Source organism: Micromonospora sp. CPCC 205558 (genome assembly GCF_036902955.1).
Taxonomy (GTDB): Bacteria; Actinomycetota; Actinomycetes; order Mycobacteriales; family Micromonosporaceae; genus Micromonospora.
In genome coordinates this window covers 67649-94011 of the sequence record NZ_JBAKHR010000002.1, presented here as the reverse complement: position 1 = coordinate 94011, position 26363 = coordinate 67649, and the positions used below count along the sequence as shown (strand labels likewise).

The following is a 26363-nucleotide window of genomic DNA, read 5'->3' as shown; positions in this document are numbered from 1 at the left end:
CTTCCGCTGCCCCATTAGCCAGGGAGTCGAGGTCACGATTTAACAAGCTTCGATTGAGGGGTGGTTTTTGCAGGTAGCAGCCGGTGCCGCGCCGACGTCGAAAGCCGCCGCGGCACCCGCTGGCCAGGGCAGCGCTTTCATCAGGCTTGTACACCGATCTACTCCCCTGTCGGCGATCCGACACATGGAATTCGACGTCTAGTCACGGCAGCGCATCAGCGTCACGACCGATTAGATTGCGTGGATGACGGATCTTGAGCGGGGTGTTTACGAGCACCTCATCACTCGCGAGCTGGCCAACCAGCTCCAGCACGTCGATCCCGCCCTGGTCCAGCACCACAAACTCGACCCGGCCGACGCGCACAAGACCCTCGCCCGGCACATCGCCACCCTGGCCGCCCGTGCCCTCCAATCCGTCCCCGGTGGCGACGACAAGCTCCACCACCAGGTCGAGATGGCGAACCGGATCGCCGACGCCATCACCGCCCTGAGCCCGAAGGCAGCAACAGATCAGGACCAGGTGACCGACGCCAAGCACCTACTCCACGCCATCGCCGCCCCACCCACACCACCGGCGCTACCAGCGTTCCCGCAGCGTCCCACCACTCCCCTCTCCACCGGCGCGTTGCTGGTCAACGGCCGTCACCAGCCGCGCATCGGCCATGAGGTCAACCACGAGATGGCGTCGGCCGAGAGCGTCGACCTGCTCTGTGCGTTCATCAAGTGGTACGGCCTGCGCATCGTCGAGAAGCCCATCCGCGAGCTGATCGCCCGGGGTGGCAAGGTCCGCGTCATCACCACCACGTACCTCGGTGCGACCGATCAGCGAGCGCTAGACCGGCTCGCCGAACTGGGTGCCGAGGTCAAGGTGTCGTACGAGACGCGGACCACCCGGCTGCACGCCAAGGCGTGGCTGTTCCGCCGCAGCAACGGCACCACCACCGCGTACGTCGGCTCATCGAACCTGTCGAAGACCGCGCTGGTGGACGGCGTGGAGTGGAACGTACGTATCTCGAACATCGAGCAGCCGCACGTCATCGACACGTTCACGGCGACGTTCGAGGACTACTGGAACGATCCGGCTTTCGAGGCGTACGACGCGGCCAGGGACGCCGAACGCCTGCGGCAGGCACTCACCGGAGAACGCCGCGACGAAGCACCGACCGAGATCTCGAACCTCGACGTGCGCCCGTACCCGTACCAGGCGGAGATTCTGGCCGACCTGGACGCAGAGCGGTTGGTGCATGGGCGGTGGCGCAACCTGGTGGTGATGGCGACCGGCACCGGCAAGACCGTGGTCGCTGCGCTCGACTACCGCCGGCTGCACAAGGCGGGACGAGCAGACTCACTGCTCTTCGTGGCTCATCAGGAGCAGATCCTGCGGCAGAGCCTGTCGACGTTTCGGCAGGTCATGGGCGACGGTAGCTTCGGTGAAACGCTGGTCGCGGGCGAGAAGCCGAACGGCTGGAAGCACGTCTTCGCCTCCATCCAGTCGCTGCACCGCCGGGAGGTCGACCCTGAGGCGTACGACATGGTGATCGTGGACGAGTTCCACCACGCCGAGGCGCCGACGTACACGCGGCTGTTGGAGCGGCTGCGTCCCCGCGTACTCCTGGGTCTGACGGCGACCCCCGACCGCGCGGACGGCGGCGACGTGCGCCGGTGGTTCGACGGGCGCGCGGCCGTTGAGCTGCACCTGTGGGACGCGTTGGAGCGGCAGTTGTTGTCGCCGTTCCAATATTTCGGGCTCCACGACGACGTGGACCTGTCGCACCTCGCCTGGAAACGCGGCCAGGGCTACGACCCGGCGGAGCTGGACACCATTTACACCGGCAACCACGCACGGGCGCGGTCGGTGTTGCGCGCGGTCCGCGACAAGGTGGACGTCGGGCGGATGCGGGCGCTCGGGTTCTGCGTGAGCATCGGGCACGCCGAGTTCATGGCCGATTGGTTCGACGGCCACGGCGTGCCGTCTGCGGCGGTGACCTCGCGGGCCGGCACCGATCGGGCCGGGCTGTTGCGGGACTTCAAGGCCGGCAAGCTGCGGGTGCTCTTCACCGTGGACCTGTTCAACGAGGGCGTTGACCTGCCGATGGTCGACACGATCCTGATGTTGCGGCCCACCGAGAGCGCCACGATCTTCCTGCAACAGCTCGGCCGTGGTCTGCGCCTCGACGACGACAAGCCCTGCCTGACCGTGCTCGACTTCATCGGCGGGCAGAACGCCAACTTCCGCTTCGACCTGCGCTGGCGAGCGTTGACCGGGGTGACCCGGCGGGCCATCAGGGAGGCGGTCTGCGACGACTTCCCGACCCTGCCGAGCGGCTGCCACGTCGAGCTGGATCGGGTGGCCAAGGAGGTGGTGCTCGCCAACCTGAAAAGCGCGCTGCCCACCTCGAAAGCCGGCCTGGTGGCCGAGCTGCGGCAACTCGGCGACGTCAGCCTGTCCACGTTCCTGCGCGAGACCGGCCTGGAGATCGAGGACGTGTACCGGTCGGCCAGCATCGGCGGCTGGACCGGCCTGCGCCGGCTCGCCGGCATCGAGACGTCCGCGCCCGGTCCGGATGACCGCGAGTTGGGCCGGGCCATCGGACGCATGCTGCACACCGACGACACCGACCGGCTGGAGCTACTGACGAAAGTCGCGGCCGGACCGCCCGCGCCAGGTCAGCAGGTGTACGAAAGCAACAGCCGGCTGCTGGACATGTTGCACTTCAGTCTCTGGGGACCGAACGCCCCGCTGGCCTCACGCGACGAACGGCTCGCGCGACTGTGGAAGGAGCCGGCCCGCTGCGTCGAGTTGCGTCAGGTCGCCGAGGTGCTGCGGGATCGCATCCACCGGGTGACGCCGACCGTCGCTCCGGGCGCGGTGCCGCTGCGGGTGCACGCCCGGTACAGCCGCAACGAGGCCTGTGCCGCCTTCGGGATGACCAACCCGGGGTCGCTGCGCGAGGGGGTGAAGTGGCTGCCCGACGCCCAGGCCGACCTGTTCTTCGTCACCCTGGTCAAGTCGGAGGCCCACTACTCCCCCACCACCATGTACGCCGACCGGGCCATCACCGACACGCTCTTCCAGTGGGAGTCGCAGAGCACCACCTCGGCGTCGTCGGCAACGGGTCAGCGCTACACGTCGGGTGGCTCGACGGTGCACCTCTTCGTTCGGGAGACCCGCGTCGCCGACCGCGACCTGGGCGCACCGCCGTACCTGTACGCCGGCACCATGACGTACGAGTCCCACTCCGGTGACCGACCCATGCGCGTCCTGTGGCAGCTTGACCACGCCCTACCCGCCGACGTGTACGCCGCGGCCCGGACGATCGCCGCCTAGGGGAGCTTGGACAGGAAGGCGCTGACCGCAGCGGCGAACTGCGCCTGAGCATCGTGATGCACGACGTGACCTGCTGACAGCTCGACAAGCCGGGCCTGGCCGGAACGACGGGCGATCATCTCGTGAGCGTGATCGGCGGCCAGCTCATCGCTGCGTGTTCCGCGGATCAGAAGGGTAGGGCAGGTCACCGCTACCCAGTCCTTCCAGTGGTCACCGTTGAGCGCTTTCTGGGACGCCACCGTGGCATCGATGTCGAAGGAGAAGCCCCCGCCGTCTTCCGACTCCCGGAAGGAGCACTCCAGATAGGGAGCCGCCCCACCCAGTGCCGAGGCCAGCGCATCGCGGGATGGTGCCTGGCGAGGAAGGCTGGTGGTGAACGACCAGTCGCAGTCCACGACCGCGCCGATGTCCTCGACGATCAGCGCGGTGACCCGGTCGGCGTGCCGGCTGGCGTACTGGTAGGCGTTCACCCCGCCGAGTGAGTGGCCCAGCACCGCAGCGGGGCCGACCTCCAGATGCTGGTGGAACGCGGCGACGTCGGCCACGTAGCCGTCCCGCTCATAGCTCTCGGCACGGTCGGACTCCCCATGCCCGCGCTGATCGAGCGCGATCACCCGCCATCGCGGCGCCAACGCCTCGGCCAGCGGCGCGAAAGCGGACGCCTCGTTGTAGTGCCCGTGCAGAGCCAGGAGCGGATTACCCGGACCACCAAAGTCCAGGTACGAGAGCCTTCGACCGCCAACCGTGAGGTGCTTCCGCATGACCTGACATCCTAGATCAACAACCGTCGGGCGGCAGGCGTTGGATGCGGTCAAGCCGCGTCCGCGTTCGAAGCGAACCTCGAGCACGAAAGCGATCCGGGTGGCCTCGCTGGCGTTAGGTTGAGGGCATGGAGCAGCGGATCAGCCTGATCACTCTCGGAGTCGCGGACGTAGCCCGCGCCAAAGCCTTTTACGAGCAGCTCGGCTGGCGGGGCCAGGAGGTCGAGGAGACGGTCTTCATCCAGGCCGGCGGCCTGGCGGTCGTCCTCTGGGGGCGTGACAAGCTGGCCGCCGATGCGGGCGTCGACGATCCGGGCACAGCCGGTTTCGGCGGGATGACCCTCGCGCAGAACGTCCGCTCCCGGGCCGAGGTCGACGAGGTGATCGCCACGGCGACCAGGGCCGGCGCCACGGTGACCAAGCCAGCCGAGGAGACCTTCTACGGCGGCTACGCCGGCTACTTCGCGGACCTGGACGGCCACCTCTGGGAGATCGCCTGGAATCCGGGCTTCACCCTCGCGGAGGACGGCACTCTCACCGTCCCCGATTTCAGCGCCATGAACTGAACCGAGCAGGCGGTGACGCTGCTCAGGGCGTCGATGAGGGGCAGAGCAGCGGGTCCAGTAACGGCAGCTCCAGGGGGTCCAGGCAGATCGTCAGCAGTCCCGGGTCCGACGAGGGCGTCGCCGTGGGGGTCGCGCTGGGGGTCGGCGAGGCCGACGCGGCGGGCGACGTCGGAGGAGCCGACGTGGGCGGGTCCGTGGTGGGGACCGGGCCAGGCGTCGGCGCTGAGCTGGCCGGTGGGGTCGGGGCGATGGACGGCGGGGCAGCCGACGGCAGGGCCACCGCGATAGCTGGTTTCGCCACTGTGGAGGCGTCTGGTCGGATCGGCGTCGTGCTCGACGGCGTGTACGGCCAGTTAGGCGCGGCACGGTTGACCGATCGGGTCCTGACCTTGGGTGCCATCGGCCCGACGGGGCCGATCGGAACGAGGATTTCCCCAGCTCTCGGCAGGTCCATGACGACGACCTCCGCCAGCGACACCGCCCCCGACGCGCGAGGACCTGACGCGCTCGGGCCCAGCACACCTGGGCCGACCGTCGCGACCACCATGGCGGCGACGGCGGCGACGACGAGCACCCGGCGGTCGGGGCGGACTGCGGTCAGGGGCGCGTCGTCGGGCCCGACCAGCGGCAGCGGCGTGGGTCGGGCGGCGCGGTGCTCGGCGAGCAGCGCGTCGACGTGCGACAGAACGACAGCGCGGTCCGCAGCCGCCGCGAGGGTGAGGTAGAAGCGGAAGTTCACCACGGCACCGGTCGGGACGAGCAGCCCGGACAGTCGACCGCGGTCCGGTAGCAGGGTGACCGGCACGTCGGGGTGGTGCGCCAAACCGATCAGGTCCGCGTACCGCCACTCGCGGCGGTGCTCCCGGCCGCCGAAGGCGACGCGTCGACTGGTCACGACGGCCATTCCGGTGTCGACGATCCGCAGGCCCGGCGGCAGTTCCTCGGAAGAGGTCTCGGCGAGGGAACACATGCCAGGGGTGGGCAGGCCAGGGACGTGCCGCGCCTCGGCCTCGACCAGCGTGGCGACGGGGAGGACGCGGAAGACGAGTTCGTCGTCGTCGAGGTCCACCGGTAGGCCGGTGCGGGGCTGCGTACACCCGAGGAAGCTGGCGGCTTCGATGCGGAGCCGGGCCAGGTGGTCGTCGCGGCGCAGCCAGGCGTCGGTGGCGTCACGGTACGCGTGCTGCCGGCGCTGGTTCTCGCGCTCGGACCAGGCGATCCGCCAGGGGGAAGATGCCAGTGAGGTCACGGTCACACGCGGTACAACCGCTCACGTACGTGACAGGCAACGCGCCCGAGATCGATGCATCCCGTTGCGCCCGAAAGGAGAGAATTGACGGAAGTCGGTGTCGGCGGCAGGAGCTAGCCTGCGCGTGACCCCACGCTGAGGAGTTCTTCGATGCTTGATGACATGCGCGTGCTGCGTGACGCGGTACGCGACTATCGCCTGGCGGCGACGGCTGCCGGGCTCGACTGGCCGGACCACGGCGAGTCGCCCGCCGGGCAGCCACCGGCACAGGTCTCGCGGATCTTCGGCGTGGATCACATCGCGGAGCAGTTGACCTGGTTGCACGCGCAGCGCTGGCCCGACCGGCAGGTGCTGCCCGACGTGGGGTGGCGGATGCCATGGCCGGAGGACGGTGACGCGCTGCACTATCTGGGGTTGTCGATCGGCACGCCGTTCCCCTGGCGGCACCAACTGCCCCTGTTCTTCTTCGATGTCGTTCTCTACACGTTCGTGCTGGCCGGCGACCACGAGGGTGAGATCTGGCGCTACGAGATCTCACCCGACGCCTGGGACTCGGTACGCGCCGCCACCAGCCTGGCCACCCTCTTTGATCAGTGGACCAGGGGAATCGCCGCCGGGGTGGTCGTCTACGACGAGCAGAGCAAGTGGCTCCTGGTCCGCGACCTGGACTCCGCTCCCGACCTCGACCCGCTGGCCTTCCCGGTGGCCCCGCTGGAGGAGACGCTGCTGCGAGCGCGGCAGCGCGAGTGCGGGGTCGACATGGCCATCGTCGAGGACGGCTTCACGTACACCGAGGAGTTGTCCGACGCCATCGACGCCGTCAAGGCGTCGCTCGGCGGGTAGTCCGTGCCGACGGCTGTCCGGGTGCGGACCCGAACAGCCGCCGGCAAGGCCGGCCCCCCTACGAGGCCGGCGCGAGGACTACGGGCGCAGCGAGGTGAAGAACTGCCTCATCTCATCGGCGAGCAGGTCCGGCTCCTCAAGTGGCATGAAGTGCCCGCCCCGGCCCGGCTCGCTCCAGTGCCGGATGTCGAGGCAGGCCCGCTCGGCGATCGAGCGGGGCATGCCGGCCTGCGAGGGTTCGGTGCTCACCGTGAACGCGGCGGGCACGGTGATCATCGGTCGTGGGGTGTTGTGGTCGAAGTCGGCGTACTGCCGGAACGACGAACCGATCGTGCCGGTCACCCAGTAGAGCGTGATGATGGTGAGCAGGGTGTCCCGGTCGATGCTGTTCGCCAGGTCACCGTGGTTGTCGCTCCAGTCGCGGTACTTGTCGACGATCCAGGCGGCCAGCCCGGCGGGCGAGTCGGCGAGCGCGGCCGCCAGTGTGTCCGGGCGGGTGCCCATGATGGCGCTGTAGCCCCCGTCGGTCTCGTCGTACGCGGCTTCGGCGTCCAGGTAGGCCTGTTCGGCCGCCGACAATGGAGGGGCGTCGAAGTTGGCGGGGAACGGTGGATGGATCATGTGGATGCCGGCCACCTGCTCCGGGTACAGGGCACCGAGCCAGCCGGTGACCACTCCCCCGACGTCGCCGCCGAAGGCACCGTAGCGCTGGTAGCCGAGCACGTCGGTCATCAGCTCGTGCAGCGTCCGAGCCAGCAACGCCCGGGTGACCGGCTCGTCCGGGACGTCCGAGAAGCCGAAGCCGGGCAGCGAGGGCACCACCACGTCGAACGCGCCGCCGGGCCGGTCGGGGTCGGTCAGGCGGTCGACCAGCGGCAGCATCTCGACGAAGCTGCTGGGCCAGCCGTGGCTGAGGATCAACGGCAACGGCGCTGGCGTACCCGCCGGGCGCGCGGCCCGGACGTGCAGGAAATGCAGCTTCCGGCCGCCGACGACGGCCAGGTGCTGGGGGTACGCGTTGAGCTCGGCTTGGCGAGCGGGCCAGTCGAAGCCGTCGTGCCAGTAGGACACCAGGTCCCGCAGGTAGTCGGGGTCGACGCCGCCCTGCCACGGCTGGTTGCCGCTGCGGTCGGTGAAACGGGTGCGGGCGAGTCGGGCCCGCAGGTCGTCGAGGACCGCATCGGGTACGTCGATGCGGAAGGAAGAGAAAGACATTGGTCCTCCGATAAGGAGGGCGCTCCCCGACGCGAGAGGTCAGCTGAGGGGGACGGCCGAGAGGAGCGCCCAGGAATGACGATGTGTGGTCACCGGGCTCACCTCCTCTCGTGGCTGACGACGATGATCATACGCTAGGCCTCAGCCGGCTCGCCGCCGGTCGGTCATCGGGTCGCGAACCGGAAACCGCGACTGGGTCCGCGGTGGGTACGCCTCGCAGTGCTCGGCCCAGTGCTCGGCTGCGGTGGCCAGGGCGTCCGCCGAGACGGTGAGGATCAGCGGGTAGATCGCGCTGGACGGGCGGCGCATCCACGGCGGCAGCGACTCGGCGGAGAACTCCACGATCAACTCCAGCCGACGGCGGCGCAGCACCCGGCTACGCAGGGCCAGGTTGGGTTCGGTGAACCGGACCATCGCCGGTGGCGCGCTCAGCCCGAGGGCGGCGGTGGCCTGCCCGTGCAGCCAGCCGCCGAGCGCGCGGGCCTCCTCGACCATGAGGCTGGGGTAGTGGTGTGACCAGGTCTGACCGTCGGCGGTGCGGGCGTCCACCTCGATGAGCAGCCAGTCGTGCCAGCCGGGCGCGCCTCCGTCGGGGTCGTCGGGCGGGTCGATGCCGGGCTGGTAGCCGACGGGGCGTACGCGCACCCGGGCGCCATCGTCAGACCGGATCTCCACTCGATCATTCTGACCGAGCGAAGCGGACTTTAAGGGCTGAATCGGTCACTTGGTGATGGTTCGCCGCACGCCCTTGTGCTCGGCGCAGGCGTTGGAGCGGCCGCCGGCCAGGCTGACCGAGCCGTCGCGGCACTGCACGAGGTAGCCGCGACCCGCCCAGAACTGCGGTACGCAGTCGAACCAGTCGCACACCTCGGCGGCCGGCTTGCGGATCCGGGTGCCGCCACAGAAGTCGTACCCCAGGGGGTTTTCCGGTGCTCCGCAGCGCGCGCCCTTGGTCGTGCCGGGCGACGGGCGTGGTGACTTCGTCGGCTTCGGCGGCGGGTTCTTCAGCGCGAGCGCCGGGTTGGCCGGGCGGATCAGCGCCGGTGCCACGCTGGTGCTGGGCGCCGGGGTTGCGGCGGCGGCGATCTCTGAACCACTGATCGGGTCGGACGGGTCCGACTCGATCAGCGCGGCCGGCACCAGCAGCGCGATGGCCGCCGCCACCGCGATGGTCCTGCGACCACCGGGTACGAACGACGACAATCGGGCCTGCCCGGGGGTGGCCGCCGCCGGCCGGAACGGCTTGAGCTGGGCGTGCTCGGCGATCAGGTCGTCGAGTTGGGCGAGGACCGCGGAGCGCTGTTCGATCGCGTCGGCGAAGGCCAGGGTGAGCTTGAACCGGAAGTCCGGCGCAGCGTCGGTGGGCAGCAACAACCCGGAGGTACGCCGCCGGTCCAGCACCTGGATCAGGGTGACCGGCGCCGTCGGGTCGTGGGCCAGGCCGGTCATTCGCCCGTACGCCCAGTCGCGCCGGCCGCGTCCGCCGAGCAGCACGAGCCGACGACTGGTGATCACGGCCAGGCCGGCGTCGGTGACGCGGACGCCGTCCGGGCGACGCGGACGCAGCGGCCCGGTTCGCGGGGCGACGGTGAGGTCCGGCGCGGGCAGCACGGTGGTGTGTCGCACCTCGACCAGTTGCGCGGCGGGCAGCGCCCAGAGCACCACCTCGTCGGCGGCCAACTCCATCGCCAGGCCCGCGCCGGCGGCCACCGAGCCGTGGAAGTCGGCGGCCAGGGCGCGTAGCCGCCGTAACTCGTCGTCGCGTCGCCGCCACGCCGCCTCAGCGCCACGGAACGTGCTGACGCGCCGCACGTTCTGCCGGTGCGCCCACCGGTACCGCCAAGTGGAACCCGTCGAATCAGTCTTTGCCACGCCGACTCCTTCGCCGCGCAGGCCACCAATCTGGGGTGTCGCCCGGTTCAACAGGTACGGCGTGCCGCCCGGACACGCCGAAACGGGCGGAATAGCCGATCGGCGGAGCAACCAGCACGATAGGGGGATACTGGTGCCGACGTTTCATGTTCGCCGAGGGGGAGGTGACGGTCGTGCCGGCAGTCACGATGTCCGGGGTCGTGATCGGCGTCGACATCGGCACCACCAGCACGAAGGCCGTCGCGTACGGCACCGACGGGCGGCAGCTCGGCAGCCACCTGGTCGGCTACCCGCTAAACGACCCGCAACCGGGCTACGCCGAGCAGGACCCGCAACTCATCCTCGATGCGGTGCTCAGGTCGATCAGCATCGTCGTGGCCGAGCTGGTCCAGCCGGTGGCCGGGCTGTCGTTCAGCTCCGCCATGCACAGCCTGATCGGGCTGGACCGGGACGGCAACCCTCTCACCCCGTCGCTGACCTGGGCCGACTCGCGCTCCACCCAGCAGGCCGAACGGTTGCGGGCGGCACCGTCGGGGCTGGCCCTGCACCGACGTACCGGCACGCCGGTCCATCCGATGTCGCCGCTGCCCAAGCTGCTCTGGTTCGCCGAGCAGGAGCCGAAACTCTTCGAGCGGGTGTCGCACTGGGTGGGCATCAAGGACTGGGTGCTGCTGCGACTCTGCGGCGCGCTCGTCATCGACCACTCGATCGCCTCGGCCACCGGCCTGCTCGACATCCACACGCTGAAGTGGGACCACGAGGCGCTGAGCATCGCCGGCATCACCGAGGCGCAGCTCCCGCAGCTCGTCGCCACCACCGCGGTACTGCCCAGCCTCACCCCGCAGAGCGCGGCCGAGACCGGCCTGCCGGAGCGCACCCCGGTGGTGGTCGGCGCGGGCGACGGGCCGCTGGCGAACCTCGGACTGGGAGCGGTGCACCCCGGCATGGTGGCCTGCTCGATCGGCACCAGCGGCGCGATGCGGGTGATGGTCGAGCGGCCCGGCGTGGACCCGCTCGGCGGGGTGTTCTGCTACGCGCTGACCGAGCAGCGCTGGGCGGTCGGTGGCGCCATCAACAACGGCGGCATCGTGCTCAAGTGGTCCGGCGCGGCGCTCGCCCCGGATTTGGGCGAGCACGCCGAGGAGGACCTGGTCGCCCTGGCGGCTCGCGCGCCCGTCGGCTCGGGCGGGCTGATCATGCTGCCGTATCTGCACAGCGAACGGGCACCACACTGGAGCGCCCTGCCGCGCGGCGCGTACGTGGGGTTGACCCACGCACACCGCCGCGAGCATCTGATCCGGGCCGCGATGGAGGGCGTCTGTCAGCAGCTCGCGCTGGTGCTCAGCTCGGTGCGCGCGGCCGGCAACGAGGTTCGCGAGATCCGGGCCGGCGGCGGCTTCGCCCGCAGCGGCCTGTGGCGGCAGATGCTCGCCGACGTGCTCGGCCTGCCGGTGAGCTTCCCGGCCGCCCACGAGGGGTCGAGCTTCGGCGCGGCGCTGCTCGGCATGGAGGCGCTCGGGCTGATCCCCAGCATCGACCTCGCCGCCGACCTGGTGCAGATCGAGGAGACGATCCGCCCCGATGCGGCCGCCGCCGCCACCTACGCGGCGCTACTGCCGCTCTTCGCCGAGCTGTACGACGCCCTCACGCCCGCCTTCGCGTCGATCCGTCGAATGGCGCCCGGCCTGCCCACCGGGCCCTTGCCACCGGCGTGAGCGGTGGGGTCAGGGCGCCTCGACGCCGGCGATCAGGTAGCGCTGCACGTCGGCGTCGAGAATGGCCGCTTCCTGCGCGTCGCCCGGCCCGGAGCCACGGAACGCGGCCAGCTGCTCTGCGGACTCCCAGCGTTCGTAGACGTGGATCCGGCCGGGCTCCAACGGATCGGCCGCCAGCAGGAAGTCCAGGCAACCGGCGGTGGCGCGCGCCCGCGCGATGACCTGTTGGCAGTCGGACAGGTACGCCTCGCGGGTGCCCGGTTCGACCTGCAGACTGCCGGCGATGATCAGCATGGTGGACCTCCTGGGGTCGGGGTTGCTGATGAGTCTGATGTCTGTGAGTCATCCTGATGTCCGTGAGTCATCAGGCTCATCAGAGCATTGCCGCCCAGACGGGTGACACCGGCCTCGCCGGCCTCACCCGTCCCCGCCGCTTCATATCGTGCAAACGTGAGAAAAAGCGACAAGAGGCGCTCATCTTCCCTGCTGGGGAACTCTGCCCGCGTACCCCTGAAGTTGCTGTCGGCAGCGGTCGCGCTCGCGGTGATCGCGACGACCGGGCCGGCCACCGCGGACGGCCCGGGCCGCGAGCCCGCCGCGGACAGCCACGAGCCCGGGGTGGACCCGACCCCGGAGCGACCGCCGACCAGCGAGGTGTCCTGGCTGTCATTTCCCGGCGGGGCGTTCGCTGTGGACTCGCTCGGGCACACCGTGCGCTACCGTGCCTGCGACGGGGACACCGGTCGGGTCGCCGACCCGAACATGCGGGTCGCCGCCGGGGTGGCCAGCGGTGCGATCGTCGTCGGCGGGACGGCCTACCGCTACCGGGTGCCGCTGATCGGGCGCAGCGAGGGCACGCTGGAGGTGATCCAACGGCAACGGCCGCCGACGACGCTGACCGGCGTGGTGGTCACCAGCCCGCAACCACCCACCGATCCGGTCGCCGGGGCCCGGCTGTTTCCGCTCAGCGGGCAGCTCGCCCGGGTGGTCGCCGACGCCAGCCTCAACCCGGCCGGGGTCACCGTCCGTGACCTGTCCGGCCGCTATGGCGACCAGCAGATCGCCGTCAACGGATCGCTGCGCCCCAAGGCGGCCAGCGTCATCAAGCTGTGGATCCTCGTCGAGCTGCTGCGTCGGGTCGACTGTGGACAGGCCTTCCTCGACGACGGGGTGCTGGTCACCCCGGAGGACGTGGTCGGCGGCACCGGTCAACTGCAGTTCGAGACGTTCCCGCAGGTGGTCACCCTGCACCGGCTCGCCCAGTACCTGATCAAGTACAGCGACAACGTGGCCGCGAACGTGCTGATCACCTATCTGGGTGGGTTCGCCCCGGTCAACGCGCTGATCGACTCGATGAACCAGCGCTCCACCATCCTCGCCCGCCGGATGCTCGACAGCGCCGCCGCGCAACGCGGCGAGGAGAACTACACCAGCCCCGACGATGTGGTGTCGCTGCTCGGCGCGGTCTGGGACGGCGAGATCCTCACCCCCGCCTCCCGCGACCTGATGATCGGGTTCATGCGGGAACAGACCCTGAACACGAAGATCCCGGCGGCGTTGCCACCCGGCGTGCCGGTGGCCCACAAGACCGGTGACCTGCCGGACGCCTCACACGACGTCGGCTACTACCTGATCCCCGGCACCGAGACCGCCGTCGCGTTCCTCACCGCCGGCCCCATGGCCACCGGTGACGAGACGGTCCGGCGGATGGCCCGCACCGTCTACGACTTCCTGGTCGACCCCGTCGACGGGGCGGTCGAGGAGTGAGCCGACGTCAGGCGCCGGGAATGTTGGCCGGCGGGTCCTCGCCAACCAGGTCCGCCGCCGGCGGATCCGCCGACACCGACAGCCCGAAATCCGAGTACGTCAGGTCGAGCTGGGCGGTCTGCGACTGCTCGCTGGCCAACTCGATGCGGTAGCGGACCAGCCGACCCTGCTCGTCGACGGCCGCGGTGAACGGCACCGCCCCGGCCCGGTCACCGAGCACACCGGCGACGCCGCTGCCCAGCACCGCGCTGCTCTGGCGCAGATCCAGGGTGCCCGCGTACTCCCGCTCGGCGGTCTGCCGGACCCCCACCGGCGAGCCCAACGTGCCGGCCAACCGGGTGTTGTCAAGGCCCTGCTTGGCCGCCGGGGCAGCCGGTGCGCCCACGTGCCACCACGTCTTGCCGTCCCAGACCGGGACGCGCCGGTCCGGGGCGGTGACCCGCACGTACACGTCCGGCCCGGTGGTCAGCCGCTCGATCTTCACCACGCCGGTGGGAACTTTCAGCGAGGTGGTCTCCAGACCGCGCTTCGCCTTCGGGTCCCAGAGCAGCACCGTGGCGTCACCGTCCGCACTCCCGGTGCCCACAGTCAGCTTGTACGGCTGCTCGTCGGCCTTCGCGGCGGCTGCCTTCAGCACACCGACCGGGTCGGTCGGGCTCGCCGACGCCACCGGGCGACCCGCGTCCGGCTCGTCGCCGGCGGCCACCAGCGCCCACGCCCCGGCACCGACCGCCACCACGAGCACGGCGACGGCGGCGATCAGCTTCGGTTTCTGCACGGTCATCTCCCCGGGGGCGGTGCGGTCCGGCCAGAGTAGCCGGACCGCACCCCGTCACGCCCGGCTGATCGCGTTGGCGTGGATCGCCTCGTGCAGATATCCGGCCAGCCCCGGGGCGATGTTCTCGTAGTACGCGGTGAACCGCTCGTCGGCCAGGTACATGTCGGCCAACCCGGTCTGCATCTCGTACGAGCACTCGTAGAACCAGCGGCTGATGAGCTGCCGGTGCTCCTCGGCCAACTCCATCGCCTCCGGGCTGTCCGCCGGTGCCCCCGACGCCAGCACGGCGACCATCCGCCGACCCCACTCCTCGTTCTCCGCCTTGATCCGCAGCCAGTCGTCCTTGCCGTAGCGGGAGGCCCGGCGATTCGACTCCCGGTACGCGTCGGTGTCACCCCAGCGCCGCTCCGCCTCGGCCTCGTGCTGCTCCGGGTCGACGTCGCCGAAGACCTCGAACCGCTCCTCCGGCGTGAGTTGGATGTTCATCTTGCTCGCCTCCATCGCGAACTCGATCGCCGTGACCATCTCCTGCAACCGCTTGAGCCGTACCGTCAGCAGTTCGTGCTGCCGGCGCAGGTGCGCGGCCGGATCGGCCGCCGGGTCGTCGATGATCGCGGCGATCTCCTCAAGCGGGAAACCCAGCTCCCGGTAGTACAGGACGAGTTGCAGCCGTTGCAGATCCGCGTCGTCGTAGCGGCGGTAACCGGCCGAGGTGCGCCCGCTGGGCGAGAGCAACCCGATCTCGTCGTAGTGGTGCAGCGTCCGCACCGTCACGCCGGCAAGCTTCGCCACCTGACCCACCGTGTACGCCATGGTCCCCCTCCCTTCCGGGAACCAGGCTGCTGCCTGCCGCTACGTGAGAGTCAACTGCGATTCTGGCCCACCATGGCTGGGCCGTCCGGCCGCCCGTACAGATAGCCCTGACCGCGTGGGCAACCGATCGCGGCGACCGCCTCGTGCTGGCGCTCGGTCTCCACCCCCTCGGCGACCACCGCCAGGTCGAACGCGCCGGCCAGCCGGGTGACCATCTGCACCGTGGCGTACGCCCGGTCGTCCGCGCCCAGCCGGGCCACGAACGACCTGTCGATCTTCAACTCGGTGGCCGGGATGCGGTGCAGGTAGCTCAGCGACGAGTAGCCGGTGCCGAAGTCGTCGATGGCGATCCTGATGCCCAGCTCCCGGAGCTGGTGCAGCCGCTCCAGCACCGCCTCGGTCCCCTCGATCAGCGCCGACTCGGTCAGCTCCAGGGTCAACGCCCGCGGCGCCAGCCCGGCGGCGCTGGTGGCTGCGGTGACCGTGGCGATCAGGTCCGGCCGGCGCAGGTGCGCGGCGGCGATGTTCACCGCGACGGTCGCCTCCGGCGCCCGGCCCCGCCACGTCGCGGCGGCCCGGCACGCCTCGTGGATCACCCAGCGGTCGATCGGCAGGATCAGCCCGGTCTCCTCGGCCAGCGGCAGGAACTTCGCCGGCGCCAACATCCCCAACCGGGGGTGCCGCCAGCGCACCAGCGCCTCGGCGCTGCGTACCGCACCGGTGGCCAGGTCGACGATGGGCTGGAACTCCAGGTGCAGCTGGTCCTCGTCGACCGCGCGGCGCAGGTCGGCGATCAGCTCGGCGCGGGAGACGGCCGACTCGCGCAGCGCCGGCGTGCACGTCCGGTACGCGGACTTCCCGGCCGCCTTGGCCGCGTACATGGCAATGTCGGCGTCGCGCAGCAGGTCGGTGTGCGAGGCGTGCTGCGGGCCGAACTCGGCGATACCGATGCTCGCCGACGGGTGCACCCCGACGTCCTCCTCGTCGTCGGAGGGCCGCAACGCGTCCAGCAGCCGCTCGGCGAGCCGTTCGGGCGACACCGGCCGGTCACCGTCGACCAGCACGGCGAACTCGTCACCGCCGAGCCGGGCGATGGTGCCGTCACCGTTGACGGCAGCGTGCATCCGGCCCGCCAGCCCGGTCAGCAGGGCATCACCTGTGGCGTGCCCGAACCGGTCGTTGACCTGTTTGAACCCGTCCAGGTCGAGCAGCAGCACGGCCACCGGCCGGCCGTCGCGCAGGGCCAGGCGCAGCCGCCGGTTGAACAACAGCCGGTTGGGCAGCCCGGTGAGCTGGTCTCCGTACGCGAGCCGACGCAGCCGGGCCACCAACCGGAGGTTCTCGTTGGCGGCCAACCCCTGCCGGACGGCGAGGGCCGCCAGCAACACCATCATGGTCACGAACACCAGCTGCGGGGTCTGCCCGGTGGGTCGGCGGGCCAGCACCACCGCGATGATCGCCCCACCCACCGGCAGGTACGGCAGCGCCACCCGCCACCAGGGCGGCAGCGGCGACTCGGCGGTGTCGTCGGTGCCGTCGCAGTCCGCTGGTGGTGGGTTCCGGGTGGCCAGGCCGATCAGCAGGTAGCTCAACGGCCAGCACAGGTCGATCGGGTGACCGGCGGTGTAGTCGGCGCGGGCGACCAGCGACACGTAGACGACGTCGGCGACGACCCGCAGGGTGAGGCTCGCCGCGAAGATGCTCATCGGCCGCCACATCGGTCGGGCCGGCCCGGAGACCGCGACCAGGATGGTGAGCTGCATCAGGTCGAACATCGGGTAGAGCAGCCCCAGGGTGCGCGCCGGGTCGGCCAGTTCGGCGGCGGCGACCCCGCGGAAGACCAGCACCCAACCGATCGGCACCAGGGCCAGGGCGACGATCACCCCGTCCAGCAACGTCCGGGCCCGACCGACAGCGGTCCGTGGTGCGGACGGCGAGCTGAGCAGCGCTGCCGTGCCGGTGAGGATCCCGGCGGTGAAGACCACCCCGACCACCGGCGTGTGCGGCAGGTCGTCGCCGACGAGCCGCTGCACCGTCCAGATCGCCCGGCCGATCGCGGCGAGCGCCATGGTGACGGCGAGCAGTGCCCAGAACCGGCGCAGCGGCACCGGGTGCCGACGGGCCACCCCGACACACGCGAGCGTCGCCCAACCGGCGACCAGCATCGCGCCGAGGTCGCTGACCAGCGCGGCACCGGGCAACGCGGCGACCAACCAGCCCGCCTCCAGCAGGATGACCGCAGCCGCGACGAACGCACCGGCGGGGTTGACCGTCCCCGCAGCCTGCTTTCCGTCCGGTCGGGACACGGTCGCTCCGGCCCTTTCGTCGTGCGTGCACCCTCGGCAGGGCCGGTCCACGGCAAACCCCGAAAGCCTAACCAGCGCTCAGAAACGCCGCCAGAGCCGAACGTGCACGCCGTCGCGGACGCCCGGACCTGAGGTCAGCGGCCACCGGAGCGGTTCCAGGGTGAGCGGGGCAGCCTGGTGCCGGCCGACGGGCGGCGTGCGCGGCGGCGTTTGCGCCGACCGGGGGTGCAGGGCGGGCGGGCGACGGTGTGCACTGCCACGTCGACCGGGGGCGTGGGTCGGCCGATCAGCCAGCAGAGGAAGCGTTCCATCGTCGGATCAGCTGACCGGGAGGCGCTCGGCGTCGGACCTGGAGATCTCGTACTCGGCTCCACAGAACGTGCACTGCTGCGCGTACCGGGTGCGGATCGGAATGAGGGGGATGAAGAACATCGCCCGCCAGTACCCACTCAACAGCGAAAAGTCACCATCTCCCGCCACCGGATCAGCACAAACACCGCCCCGGTACGCACGAGATCGTGCTCGATCCAGGATGTAGGGGCCTCCGGGGTGAACGAGGCCACTACATCCCTGATCGAGCACGATCAAGGCGAAATGATCAATCGTCAGCTGGTTGGGGCGGGCTCCAGGCCGGGGATCTCCTCGGAGAGCCAGATCGGCTGCCAGTTCGGCACCTCGTGGAAGCGGCGCAGCTCGTACAGCCCGGCAACCGAGCCACTCCAGGCCCCGTACGGCGGGTTGGCCTCGTCGAAGCCGCTCTGCACGAAGGTCAGCGTGGTCTTGCCACCGGATTCGGCCAGCTCCCAGTTCGTCACACCGGTCGGCCCCCAGTCCACGGACATCCGCCGCCCGGGCTCCAGGTCGACGACCTTGGCCGCGTAACCGGTCTCGAAGCCGCCCATGGCGTACCGGCCGCCGACCCACGGCTCGATGCCGATCGGGTAGCCGAACCAGGCGCTGGCCTGCTCGGAGTTGGTCAGCGACTCCCACACCTTGTCGGCGGGGGCGGCGATGACCAGCTCACCCCGCAGGTCGGCGGAGGTGAAGTCGGTGCGCGGCAGCAGTGGCTGGCCCTCCACGTGGGCGGCCAGGTTGGCGATGGCAAGCGCCCAGAACGTCTGGAGCACGCCCCGGATGCTGGAGCCGCTCATCGCCTCGGCGAAGTCGAAGTGGCTCTGGGTCAGCGTCAGCACGGTGCTGTCGGCGCCCTCTGCGGTCAACTGGAACTCGGTGGTGGTCTCCACCCCGTCGAGCAGCCAGCCGAAGCGCAGCGTGTCGTCGTCGGCGTGCAGCAACCGCTGGTGCGGGGCGTCGCCCTCGGGCGTGAAGCGGCCCCAGAACTCGTACCGCTGGGGCAGCTCGACCTCGGCGTGCTCGGCCAGCCAGAGTCGCAGCTCGGCCGGGTCGGTCAGGGCTTGGCGGACCCGCCCGACGGGCGCGGAGAGGCGGGCCTGAACCTTCATCGGTTCACTCATTGTCGTTCCCTTTCGGATAGCAGGCGACGGCCAGCTTGAAGGCATCTCCTTCGCTGCCGCCGTAGCGGGTGAACAGGTCCTGAAGTGCGGTTTGCAGGTCGTGCAGGAACTGCTGGCGCTGCTCGGCCGGCACCCGGATCTCGCCGGAGACCCCGATCGAGGGCAACTCGGGCCTCGTCCGGTCCAGGCCGGCGATGTCGGCCTGGACCTCCTCCATCAGGTCGAGCAGGTAGCCCAGGCTCAGCTCGTCACGGGCCCGACGCAGGCCGATCCGGCCGACGAGCCGTGGGGAGAGCCAGTAGGACCGGGCGGCGGCCTGGTAGATGCCTTCGGTGATGCCGCGGACCTTGCGTTCGTTGACCAGCTCGACGAGGCCGGCCGCGACGAGCTGCTTGACGTGGTAGTAGACGCGTTGTGGCGTCTGGTCGAGTCGGGCCGCGACCTCGGTGCAGGTGCGCGGCTCGGCCAGTTGCCGCAGCACCTCGACGCGCTGCGGCTTGAGCAGGACTTCGGCCTGCTCGATCTGCTCCAGGTACAGGATCTCTCTCATGGCAAAATCAGTTTGTACGTACAAAACTTCTTTGTCAATCGCTTCGCGAGAAGCCGCGCCGACTTTTTCCGACGCGGCTTCAGGCAACGCTCAGCAGATGGTCAGGGCAACCAGTCCGGCCGCAACGGGTAGCCGCTCACACCATCCGGGCCGTTGTGCGTGGCCAGCACCTGGTGCAGCTGGATGCCGTTGCGCTCGAACGCCATCCGCGACCCGGCCATGTAGAGCCCCCACACCCGGGCGGTGCCCGCGCCCACCTCCGAGACGCAGAAGTCCCAGTGCTCGACCAGGTTGCGGCACCAGGCGGCCAGCGTCAGCGCGTAGTGCTGGCGCAGGTTCTCCTCGTGGTGCACCTCGAACCCGGCGTCGTGGATCTCGCTGACCAACCGGCCCGGACCGGCCAGCTCACCGTCCGGGAAGACGTACCTGTCGATGAACGCGCCCGAGCGGTGCGGCGCCCGGTTGTCCGCGCGGGTGATGCAGTGGTTGAGCAGCCGCCCACCCTGCCGCAGTCGACTGCGCAGCGCCCCGAAGTAGGCCGGATAGTTACGCACCCCGATGTGCTCGGTCAACCCGATCGAGGAGATGGCGTCGAACTGCTCGGCCGGCGCGTCCCGGTAGTCCATGTGCCGCACCTCAGCCAGCTCGGTCAACCCCTCCCGCTCGATCGCCGCCTGCGCCCACTGCGCCTGCGCCTTCGACAGGGTCACCCCGAGGGCCTTGACGCCGTACTCGCGCGCGGCGTGGCGCACCATGCCACCCCAGCCGCACCCGACATCCAGCAGCCGCATCCCCTTCTTCAGCGCCAGCTTGCCGGCGACCAGGTCGTACTTCGCCGCCTGGGCCTGCTCCAGCGTGTCGTCCGGAGACCGGAAAACCGCGCAGGTGTACGTCATCGACGGGCCGAGTACCTTCTCGTAGAAGGCATTGGAGACGTCGTAGTGGTGCGAGATGGCGGTGCTGTCCCGAACCCGCGAATGCCGCAGCCCGTTCACCACCCGCTTCCAGCGAGGCTGCGCCTCCTGCGGCGGCGCCGGCGGCGGCATCAGCCGCTCCCAGCCCAGCCCACGGACCAGCGCCAGCCCCTCGGCCAGCGCCGGTGGGCGCAACCGCAGCTCGTCCTTGAGCACCCGCAACGCCTCGTACGGGTCACCCGGGTGCACCCCCTGCAACGCCAGGTCACCACTGACGTACGCCCGGGCCATGCCCAGGTCGCCGGGTGCGGTGAGCAGGTACGACAGCCCACGCTCGGAACGGATGGCAAGGGTGATGCCGGCGTCGGACGGGCCGACGGCGCTGCCGTCGTACCCGGTGATCCGCACCGGCAACGGCCCTGCGGTGACCGCGCGGACGACATCCGCGACGGTCGGACCCGTGCGCCGGCCCCCCGCCGGCGGGGTGGCGGGGACGCTCGCCGCCCCTTGATCTCTGTCGGTCAGGCTCATGCTCGTGCTACCGCCTTTTCGTACAGTCCCGTCAGCCGGTGGTCCGGGTCGTAGCGGTCTTTCACCGCGCGCCACGTGTCGCCGCCGTAGAGGCGATCGAAGGCATCCCGGTCGTAGTACGCGTCGGAGTAGAGCGACTTGTGCCCGCCCGACTCTGACACCCTGCGTTCGATCGTGCGGTTGACGTCGCCGTCGGCGGCGCCCGGCGCGATCGGCACGCTCCCCCAGAACCCAATGTTGACGTAGTCCTGCCCTGGCCGGAGTGGATACAGCGGCCACGACCGCGCCGAACCGGGACCCGCCGGCTCACGCAGTCGCAACGGGCACAGCCACACCGGGTTCATCCCCACGCTGCCTGCGAACCAGCGCAGGAAGTCAGCCGTGCGGTCCAGCGGGATCTCCACGTCCTGCACGACCCGCTCCCGGGCCGGTTGCCCGCGCAGCCGGTCGATCCGGGCCGCCACCTGGTGGCGGTGCTCCAACCGGACCAGTCGGTGGTAGAAGTCGCTGCGCCGGTAACGCGCCGGCCAGAGCCTGCGCATGACCGGGTGCTGTGCACCGAACGCCGCCGAGCACCAGAACCAGTCGGTGTCCCACCGCCACAGATAGTCGTACGCGGTGAGCACGTCGCGGGTGCGCTGGCGCAGCGACCGGTAGTAGATCGCCTGACCGGTGTAGTCGCTGGGCGGGTCGGCCGCGTCGGTGAACGTGGCGAACACCAGGTACGCCTCGCCGGGGCTGAACATCACCCCGTCCATGGCGTCGACCGGCTCGCCGGCCCAGGAACGGGTCGCGCTCACCTCGGCGATCGCGTCGGTGAGCGCCTCCAGTTGGGTGAACCGGACGTTGCGTAACGCCACGTACCGGCCGACCGGTTGCAGCTCGATGCGCAGCCGGGTGGCGTAGCCGAGGCTGCCCAACGAGTTGGGGAACGCGGTGAACAGGTCGGCGTGCTCGCCGTCGGGTCGGGCGGTGACGATCTCGCCGGAGCCGGTGAGCACGTCCAACTCACGGACCGACTCGTGCGGCAGGCCGTTGCGGAACGAGGTCGACTCGATCCCGAGGCCGGTCACCGCGCCGCCCAGCGTGATGGTGCGCAACTGCGGCACCACCAGCGGCATCAGCCCGTGCGGCAGCGTCGCGTCGACCAGGTCCTCGTAGGTGCACATGCCCTGCACGTCGGCGGTGCGGCCGGTCGGGTCGACCGACAGCACGCCGTTCAGGCCACTCACGTCGAGGCCCGGAGTCCGGGGAGCTGATCGGGGGCGGAACAGGTTGGAAGTGCGTTTGGCCAGCCGGACAGGCTCGCCCGTGGGCACCGCGGCGTACGACCGTCGCAGCGTGTCCACCGCTTGATCATGGTCAATTGGGTGATCCACACGCTCAGCGCGCATGTGATCACCTTACGCTCGCCGTTCGGAAACCGTGGGATGTCGGCCGGTGCAGTTTCCCGTCCGGTGGCAGACCCGACGGCTACCGTGGCGGGCATGCCATCGCCAGCGATCGCCGCCCTGGACGCCGCCCAACTGCCGTATCGCCTGGTCAGTCACGGTGCGGTCGGCAGCCTCGCGGAGGCCGCCGCAGCCCAGGGCGTTGCCGTCCCCGACGTGGTCAAAACGATCGTGGTACGCCGTAGTGAAGCCGATCACCTGTTCGTGCTCACCCCCGGCGACCGGGTCATCTCCTGGCCCAAGCTGCGCGCCCTGCTCGGGGTGCACCGGCTCTCCATGCCGGACGCTGCCGGCGCCCTGGCCGCCACCGGCTACGAACGCGGCACCATCACCCCGTTCGGCGCGAGCACGGCCTGGCCGGTGGTCGCCGACGAGCGACTGCGCGGCCGGGAGATCACGCTGGGTGCCGGCGAGCGCGGTCTCGCGATCGCGATCGCCGCCGACGCCGCGATCGCCGCCCTCGACGCCACCGTGGCCGACGTCACCGACCCGCAGCCCACCCGCTGAGCCTCACCGCCCGCCTCACCGCCCGGCTGGCTCCGGCGCGACATCGTGGGTGAGGATGGCCGGTATGCCAGCGCCCGAGGAACACCCCGATCCCGCCGGCACCGTCTACGGCGGCCGGCGACGGGCCGCCCGTTCCGGCCCGCTCACCGACCCGCTGCTGCGGGTGGCGCTCGGGGTCGGGCTGGTGGGGGTACTTCTCGGGGTGGTCTTCGCGACCGGGCTGCTCGACGGCGACGACGACCCGGTGGTGCCGGCCACGGTCGGCGTGCCGTCCAGCGCGGCGGGGGCCACCACTCCGGCGGCCGAGCCGAGCCTCACCCCGTCGGTCGAGCCGTCGCCGACGCCCTCGGCGGCACCCACCACCGGGCCCCGGGTGCTGCGGGCCGCGTCCGGGCTGTGCCTGGGGCTCGACGGCGACGACAAGGAGGCGGGTGCCGAGTTGGCGGTCTGCACCGGCGGCCCGGAGCAGCAGTGGGTCGTCAACCCGGCCGGCGCGAACGTGCTGACGCTGACCAACGCCGCCCACGGGCAGTGCCTCGACGTCGAGGGCGGTAGCACCGACGACGGCGCGCGGTTGCTCCAGTTCCCCTGCCATGGTGGGGCCAACCAGCAGTGGCGATTCGCTCCGACGGGCACCGGCCCGGTGCTGCTCGTCGCCGCGCACAGCGGCAAGTGCGCCCAGGCCGACGATGACGCCGTCGAGGCCGGCGACGACATCCGGCAGCGGCCCTGCGACGGCCGGACGGCCCAGCAGTGGACCGTGGGCTGACCGGCCGACTCACCGCGTTCAGCCGCGGAAGCTCCACGCCCCTGGGCACGGTCGCGGCGACCAGCACGGCCTTCGGCACCGACCGCACTCCGCGACCTGGCCGAACAGGCGCGAATGAGCGTGCGCACCTTCACCCGGCGCTTCCGGTCGGAGACTGGCCTGAGCCCGGCCCAGTGGCTGCTGGCTGCTGGCTTGCTGGCTTGCTGGCTTGCTGGCTGCTGGCTGCTGGCTGCTGCACAACGCACCGACCACGCCCACGCCACCCGGCCCCACCAGACACGCCGATGAAACACGCCCACCTGGGCCGACCGACTCCGGAGAGCGTGATGTCTGTGAGACATATTGATGTCTCACAGACATCAGGCTCAACAGACCGCGCTGGCCCTGCCCGCGCCCCCGCGCCCCCGCGCCGGTGACGCGTCTCAGGCGCGGAGGAGTCGGAGTTGGGCCTGGTGTTTGGGGAGGTGGACCCGGCTGTGCAGGTCCAGGGTGCGGGACCAGGGCAGCGGCTCGTCGACGTTGAGGTCGAACCCCTCCCGCAGCCGGGTCTCGACCGGGGTTTCCGCCTCCAGGCCGAGCTGATCCACCAGCGCGCAGAGCCGTTCACTGGTGCCGTGCAACAGCGCGGTCAGGCCGCGCAGGCCGCCCTGCTCGGCCACCAGCGCGTCGAGCTGCGGACGGTGCATGTCATCCAGGTCGTAGTAGGCGAACGTCGACCCCGCCAACAACGCCTCGGTGGCCTGGATCATCAGCTCGTCGTTGGCGACCAGATGCGCGACGATCTGCTCGGCACCGAGCTGCCCCTCCGGAGCAGGCCCGAAAGTCGCCGAGTCGATCTCACCAAACACCCCGTCATAGGCCCGCCGCAGCCCGCCACTCTCCACCACAACCCCACCCCACCCGCCCCACCCCGTCGATCATGGCGTTGTGGTGCCCGGTTCACCCGGACGAGCAGCATTTGCCACCCACCACAACTCCATGATCGACAAGGAGGTCGGCTAGCGGCGGGATTGGCGGGAGCGGAGGTAGTCGCTGACCACGTACTCGCCCAGGTCGTCGGTGTCCGGGGTGAACATGCGGCCCCGGCTACGGCGGGCCACCGCGTCGACGAAGCGCTGCAGGCCCGGGTCGTCGCCGAGCATGAACAGGTTGAGCGTGGCGCCGTAGCGGCTCAGCCGGTCCACCTCGCGGACCGTCGCCTCGATCGTCTCCGGCAGCGGCGGCCAGTGGAACAGCGCCTCCCCGTCGTCCGGGTCCAGGTGGGCGGTCGGCTCGCCGTCGGTGACCACCAGCACGACCGGCTCGGCGTCCGGGTGCCGGCGCAGGTGCCGGCCCGCCAACCGCAGCGCGTGCTGGAGGTTGGTGCCCTGTTCCATGTCCGGCTCCACGGCCGCCAACTCCTGCTGGCTGAGCGTCATCGCCTCCCGGCCGAAGCCCACGATCTGCAGGGCGTCCTGCGGGAAACGCGTCTCCATCAGGTGTGCCAGCGCCAGCGCCGTCTGCTTCATCGGCCCCCAACGACCCTGAGAGATCATCGAGTACGACAGGTCGACGCAGAGCACCACCGCGGCCGAGGCCCGTTTTTCGGTCTCCACCACCTCGAAGTCGTCCACCGCGAGCTGCACCGGAACCGTCGGCCCGGCCCGACTGACCGCCCGGGTCAACGTCCGGACCACGTCCAACGGTTGCTCATCGCCGTACTGCCAGGGCCTGGACGCGCCGCTGACCTCGCCCGCCGCACCGGCCGAACGCAGGTCGTGCTGGCCGCGCGGCCCGGCGGTCAGCTCGGCGAAGACCCGCCGCAGCGCTGTCCCACCGAGCCGGCGCAGCGCCTTCGGGCTCAGCGTGAGCCCCTCCGCGTCCCGGCTCACCCAGCCTTGGCGGCGCAGCTCCCGCTCCAGATCGCGCAGCCGGCGAACGTCGTCGGCTGCTTCCCGGCCCAACGTGCGGGCCACCGCGTCGACGTCCACGTCGTCGAGGGTCGCCCCCGGGTGTTCCTGGTCGAGTTGGTCCAGCAGGTCGTCCAGGTCGCCGATCTCACCCAGCGCGCCGGCCGCGTCGGCGTAGTCCAGCGGCTGGTCGCCGCGGACCCGCTCGCCCCGTCCCCAGCGCAGATCGGGTCGCAGTGCCCGCAGGTTGGCGTCGAGCGCGGACAACTCCCCCGCGAGGCGGTCGCCGAGCGACTGTTGCATGAGGCCGGCCAGCTCGGCGCGCTGCCGCTCGGAGAGCGAGTTCATCAGCCGCTCACCGGCCGCCGCCCGGCGGGCCAGCACGTCGATCAACTCGTCGACGTTCTCCGGCTTCTCCGGAAAGAAGTCGCCGTGCCGACGCATGAACTCGGCGAACGCGTCGGTGGTGTCCTCCGCGCGACCGTGCCGGGCGAGCAGGTCGTTCAGGTCACCCATCATCTCGGCGAGCCGCTGCTGGGCGGCCGGGTCGGCGGAGGCGCGCACCGCGTCGCGCAGCCCGGCGAAGCGCTGACCGAGCACGTCGTCGCGGAGTTGGTCGAGGATCTGCTGGTAAGAGCGGCGGGCGTCCTCGCTTGCCCACTGGTAGCCGGACAGCTCCTCCACCGCCCGCGCGGTCGAGCGGGGCAGATTGTCCAGCACCGCCTCGGCGAACCGCGCGGCGTCGTCGTCGCGCCCCCGCAGCTCGTCCCGCTCGGCGGCGACGGCCTGGTCGAGCAGGGCCTGGGCCCGGGTCACCGCGCCGTCCAGGTCGCCGCGGCGCAGCGCCTCGCGGCGCAGCCGCCGAGCCCGGGCGGCCAGGTCGTCCAGGCCACCCCGCCCCTGCGGGCCACGGCGCAGCAGGTCACGCAGCGCCTCCCGCAGACTGCCGCCGGCCAGCACCTCCGCACCGACCGCGTCCACCGCTTCGCGCACGTCGTACGGAGGTGCGAGCGGGTCTGGCCCGCCGTTCCACTGCCCGTAACGGAACCGGTTGCCGGCCACGG

The 26363-nt window shown here is 70.8% G+C and carries 23 protein-coding genes and 1 pseudogene; 8 read left to right on the top strand and 16 right to left on the bottom strand.

Features of this window, described 5'->3' with window-relative positions:
* The first annotated feature begins 244 nt into the window (after positions 1–244).
* A complete protein-coding gene (locus tag V6U86_RS02825) occupies positions 245–3328 on the top strand; it encodes a DUF3427 domain-containing protein (protein ID WP_334498022.1) in 3084 nt (1027 codons plus the stop codon).
* Here V6U86_RS02825 and V6U86_RS02820 read toward each other — a convergent pair.
* Complete coding sequence (locus tag V6U86_RS02820; RefSeq protein WP_334498020.1) at positions 3325–4089, bottom strand: alpha/beta fold hydrolase; 765 nt, start codon at positions 4087–4089, stop codon at positions 3325–3327. The genes V6U86_RS02825 and V6U86_RS02820 overlap by 4 nt on opposite strands.
* A 128-nt stretch (positions 4090–4217) precedes the next feature.
* Between V6U86_RS02820 and V6U86_RS02815 the strand changes: the two genes are divergently transcribed.
* The gene (locus V6U86_RS02815; protein WP_334498018.1) at positions 4218–4655 is read left to right on the top strand and encodes a VOC family protein; all 438 of its coding nucleotides are present in this window, start codon (positions 4218–4220) and stop codon (positions 4653–4655) included.
* A gap of 22 nt (positions 4656–4677) precedes the next feature.
* Here the strand turns inward: V6U86_RS02815 and V6U86_RS02810 are convergent, their stop codons facing one another.
* Positions 4678–5904, bottom strand: a complete 1227-nt coding sequence (locus V6U86_RS02810; RefSeq protein ID WP_334498016.1) for a hypothetical protein — start codon at positions 5902–5904, stop codon at positions 4678–4680.
* Positions 5905–6054: 150 nt separating this feature from the next.
* Here V6U86_RS02810 and V6U86_RS02805 point away from each other — a divergent pair, with 150 nt between their 5' ends.
* Complete coding sequence (locus tag V6U86_RS02805) at positions 6055–6747, top strand: hypothetical protein (RefSeq protein ID WP_334498014.1); 693 nt, start codon at positions 6055–6057, stop codon at positions 6745–6747.
* Positions 6748–6825: 78 nt separating this feature from the next.
* On the opposite strand, the gene V6U86_RS02800 is transcribed toward V6U86_RS02805, so the two are convergent.
* From V6U86_RS02800 to V6U86_RS02790, 3 genes are all read right to left on the bottom strand, one after another.
* Complete coding sequence (locus tag V6U86_RS02800; RefSeq protein ID WP_334498012.1) at positions 6826–7962, bottom strand: epoxide hydrolase family protein; 1137 nt, start codon at positions 7960–7962, stop codon at positions 6826–6828.
* 141 nt (positions 7963–8103) lie between these two features.
* Positions 8104–8637, bottom strand: coding sequence for a WapI family immunity protein (locus tag V6U86_RS02795; protein WP_334498010.1), 534 nt, complete (start codon positions 8635–8637; stop codon positions 8104–8106).
* A gap of 45 nt (positions 8638–8682) precedes the next feature.
* Positions 8683–9834: a hypothetical protein gene (locus V6U86_RS02790; protein ID WP_334498008.1), complete on the bottom strand. Its 1152-nt coding sequence runs from the start codon at positions 9832–9834 to the stop codon at positions 8683–8685.
* A gap of 173 nt (positions 9835–10007) precedes the next feature.
* On the opposite strand from V6U86_RS02790, the gene V6U86_RS02785 reads away from it, so the two are divergent.
* On the top strand, positions 10008–11549 hold the full coding sequence (locus tag V6U86_RS02785) for a gluconokinase (protein ID WP_334498007.1): 1542 nt from the start codon (positions 10008–10010) through the stop codon (positions 11547–11549).
* 9 nt (positions 11550–11558) lie between these two features.
* On the opposite strand, the gene V6U86_RS02780 is transcribed toward V6U86_RS02785, so the two are convergent.
* The gene (locus V6U86_RS02780) at positions 11559–11843 is read right to left on the bottom strand and encodes a putative quinol monooxygenase (protein WP_334498005.1); all 285 of its coding nucleotides are present in this window, start codon (positions 11841–11843) and stop codon (positions 11559–11561) included.
* Positions 11844–11999: 156 nt separating this feature from the next.
* On the opposite strand from V6U86_RS02780, the gene V6U86_RS02775 reads away from it, so the two are divergent.
* Positions 12000–13316, top strand: a complete 1317-nt coding sequence (locus tag V6U86_RS02775; protein ID WP_334498003.1) for a serine hydrolase — start codon at positions 12000–12002, stop codon at positions 13314–13316.
* Positions 13317–13323: 7 nt separating this feature from the next.
* On the opposite strand, the gene V6U86_RS02770 is transcribed toward V6U86_RS02775, so the two are convergent.
* The 8 genes from V6U86_RS02770 to V6U86_RS02735 all read right to left on the bottom strand — a co-directional run bounded on the left by V6U86_RS02770 (position 13324) and on the right by V6U86_RS02735 (position 22077).
* Positions 13324–14094, bottom strand: a complete 771-nt coding sequence (locus V6U86_RS02770) for a hypothetical protein (protein ID WP_334498001.1) — start codon at positions 14092–14094, stop codon at positions 13324–13326.
* A 54-nt stretch (positions 14095–14148) separates the two neighbouring features.
* Complete coding sequence (locus V6U86_RS02765) at positions 14149–14907, bottom strand: MerR family transcriptional regulator (RefSeq protein ID WP_334497999.1); 759 nt, start codon at positions 14905–14907, stop codon at positions 14149–14151.
* A 50-nt stretch (positions 14908–14957) separates the two neighbouring features.
* On the bottom strand, positions 14958–17213 hold the full coding sequence (locus tag V6U86_RS02760) for a putative bifunctional diguanylate cyclase/phosphodiesterase (protein WP_334497997.1): 2256 nt from the start codon (positions 17211–17213) through the stop codon (positions 14958–14960).
* A gap of 318 nt (positions 17214–17531) precedes the next feature.
* Entirely contained in the window at positions 17532–17666 is a 135-nt protein-coding gene (locus V6U86_RS02755; protein ID WP_334497995.1) for a hypothetical protein, read from the bottom strand.
* A 152-nt stretch (positions 17667–17818) separates the two neighbouring features.
* On the bottom strand, positions 17819–18688 hold the full coding sequence (locus V6U86_RS02750; RefSeq protein WP_334497993.1) for an SRPBCC family protein: 870 nt from the start codon (positions 18686–18688) through the stop codon (positions 17819–17821).
* The gene (locus V6U86_RS02745; protein ID WP_334497992.1) at positions 18681–19238 is read right to left on the bottom strand and encodes a helix-turn-helix domain-containing protein; all 558 of its coding nucleotides are present in this window, start codon (positions 19236–19238) and stop codon (positions 18681–18683) included. The genes V6U86_RS02750 and V6U86_RS02745 overlap by 8 nt, the downstream gene beginning before the upstream one ends.
* A gap of 101 nt (positions 19239–19339) precedes the next feature.
* Positions 19340–20683, bottom strand: coding sequence for a class I SAM-dependent methyltransferase (locus tag V6U86_RS02740; RefSeq protein WP_334497990.1), 1344 nt, complete (start codon positions 20681–20683; stop codon positions 19340–19342).
* Entirely contained in the window at positions 20680–22077 is a 1398-nt protein-coding gene (locus tag V6U86_RS02735; protein ID WP_334497988.1) for an FAD-binding oxidoreductase, read from the bottom strand. The genes V6U86_RS02740 and V6U86_RS02735 overlap by 4 nt, the downstream gene beginning before the upstream one ends.
* Before the next feature lie 93 nt (positions 22078–22170).
* On the opposite strand from V6U86_RS02735, the gene V6U86_RS02730 reads away from it, so the two are divergent.
* From V6U86_RS02730 to V6U86_RS33330, 3 genes and pseudogenes are all read left to right on the top strand, one after another.
* Positions 22171–22641: an aminoacyl-tRNA deacylase gene (locus V6U86_RS02730; protein WP_334497986.1), complete on the top strand. Its 471-nt coding sequence runs from the start codon at positions 22171–22173 to the stop codon at positions 22639–22641.
* Positions 22642–22705: 64 nt separating this feature from the next.
* On the top strand, positions 22706–23410 hold the full coding sequence (locus V6U86_RS02725) for an RICIN domain-containing protein (protein WP_334497984.1): 705 nt from the start codon (positions 22706–22708) through the stop codon (positions 23408–23410).
* A gap of 12 nt (positions 23411–23422) precedes the next feature.
* Positions 23423–23593: pseudogene (locus V6U86_RS33330) on the top strand (AraC family transcriptional regulator); the annotation flags it as partial.
* Between the two features lie 239 nt (positions 23594–23832).
* Here the strand turns inward: V6U86_RS33330 and V6U86_RS02715 are convergent.
* Positions 23833–24294 carry a hypothetical protein gene (locus V6U86_RS02715; protein ID WP_334498611.1) on the bottom strand — a complete coding sequence of 154 codons (462 nt, stop codon included), beginning with the start codon at positions 24292–24294 and terminating at the stop codon, positions 23833–23835.
* A gap of 114 nt (positions 24295–24408) precedes the next feature.
* Positions 24409–26361, bottom strand: a complete 1953-nt coding sequence (locus V6U86_RS02710; RefSeq protein WP_334497982.1) for a vWA domain-containing protein — start codon at positions 26359–26361, stop codon at positions 24409–24411.
* Positions 26362–26363: the final 2 nt, after the last annotated feature.

What these genes read in the sequence shown, in the direction of transcription:
- V6U86_RS02825 (WP_334498022.1), top strand. Translation starts at nt 245, where the DNA reads ATGACGGATCTTGAGCGGGGTGTTTACGAGCACCTCATCACTCGCGAG.
- V6U86_RS02820 (WP_334498020.1), bottom strand. Translation starts at nt 4,089, where the DNA reads ATGCGGAAGCACCTCACGGTTGGCGGTCGAAGGCTCTCGTACCTGGAC.
- V6U86_RS02815 (WP_334498018.1), top strand. Translation starts at nt 4,218, where the DNA reads ATGGAGCAGCGGATCAGCCTGATCACTCTCGGAGTCGCGGACGTAGCC.
- V6U86_RS02805 (WP_334498014.1), top strand. Translation starts at nt 6,055, where the DNA reads ATGCTTGATGACATGCGCGTGCTGCGTGACGCGGTACGCGACTATCGC.
- V6U86_RS02800 (WP_334498012.1), bottom strand. Translation starts at nt 7,962, where the DNA reads ATGTCTTTCTCTTCCTTCCGCATCGACGTACCCGATGCGGTCCTCGAC.
- V6U86_RS02780 (WP_334498005.1), bottom strand. Translation starts at nt 11,843, where the DNA reads ATGCTGATCATCGCCGGCAGTCTGCAGGTCGAACCGGGCACCCGCGAG.
- V6U86_RS02765 (WP_334497999.1), bottom strand. Translation starts at nt 14,907, where the DNA reads ATGGCGTACACGGTGGGTCAGGTGGCGAAGCTTGCCGGCGTGACGGTG.
- V6U86_RS02750 (WP_334497993.1), bottom strand. Translation starts at nt 18,688, where the DNA reads ATGAGTGAACCGATGAAGGTTCAGGCCCGCCTCTCCGCGCCCGTCGGG.
- V6U86_RS02745 (WP_334497992.1), bottom strand. Translation starts at nt 19,238, where the DNA reads ATGAGAGAGATCCTGTACCTGGAGCAGATCGAGCAGGCCGAAGTCCTG.
- V6U86_RS02740 (WP_334497990.1), bottom strand. Translation starts at nt 20,683, where the DNA reads ATGAGCCTGACCGACAGAGATCAAGGGGCGGCGAGCGTCCCCGCCACC.
- V6U86_RS02735 (WP_334497988.1), bottom strand. Translation starts at nt 22,077, where the DNA reads ATGCGCGCTGAGCGTGTGGATCACCCAATTGACCATGATCAAGCGGTG.
- V6U86_RS02730 (WP_334497986.1), top strand. Translation starts at nt 22,171, where the DNA reads ATGCCATCGCCAGCGATCGCCGCCCTGGACGCCGCCCAACTGCCGTAT.
- V6U86_RS02725 (WP_334497984.1), top strand. Translation starts at nt 22,706, where the DNA reads ATGCCAGCGCCCGAGGAACACCCCGATCCCGCCGGCACCGTCTACGGC.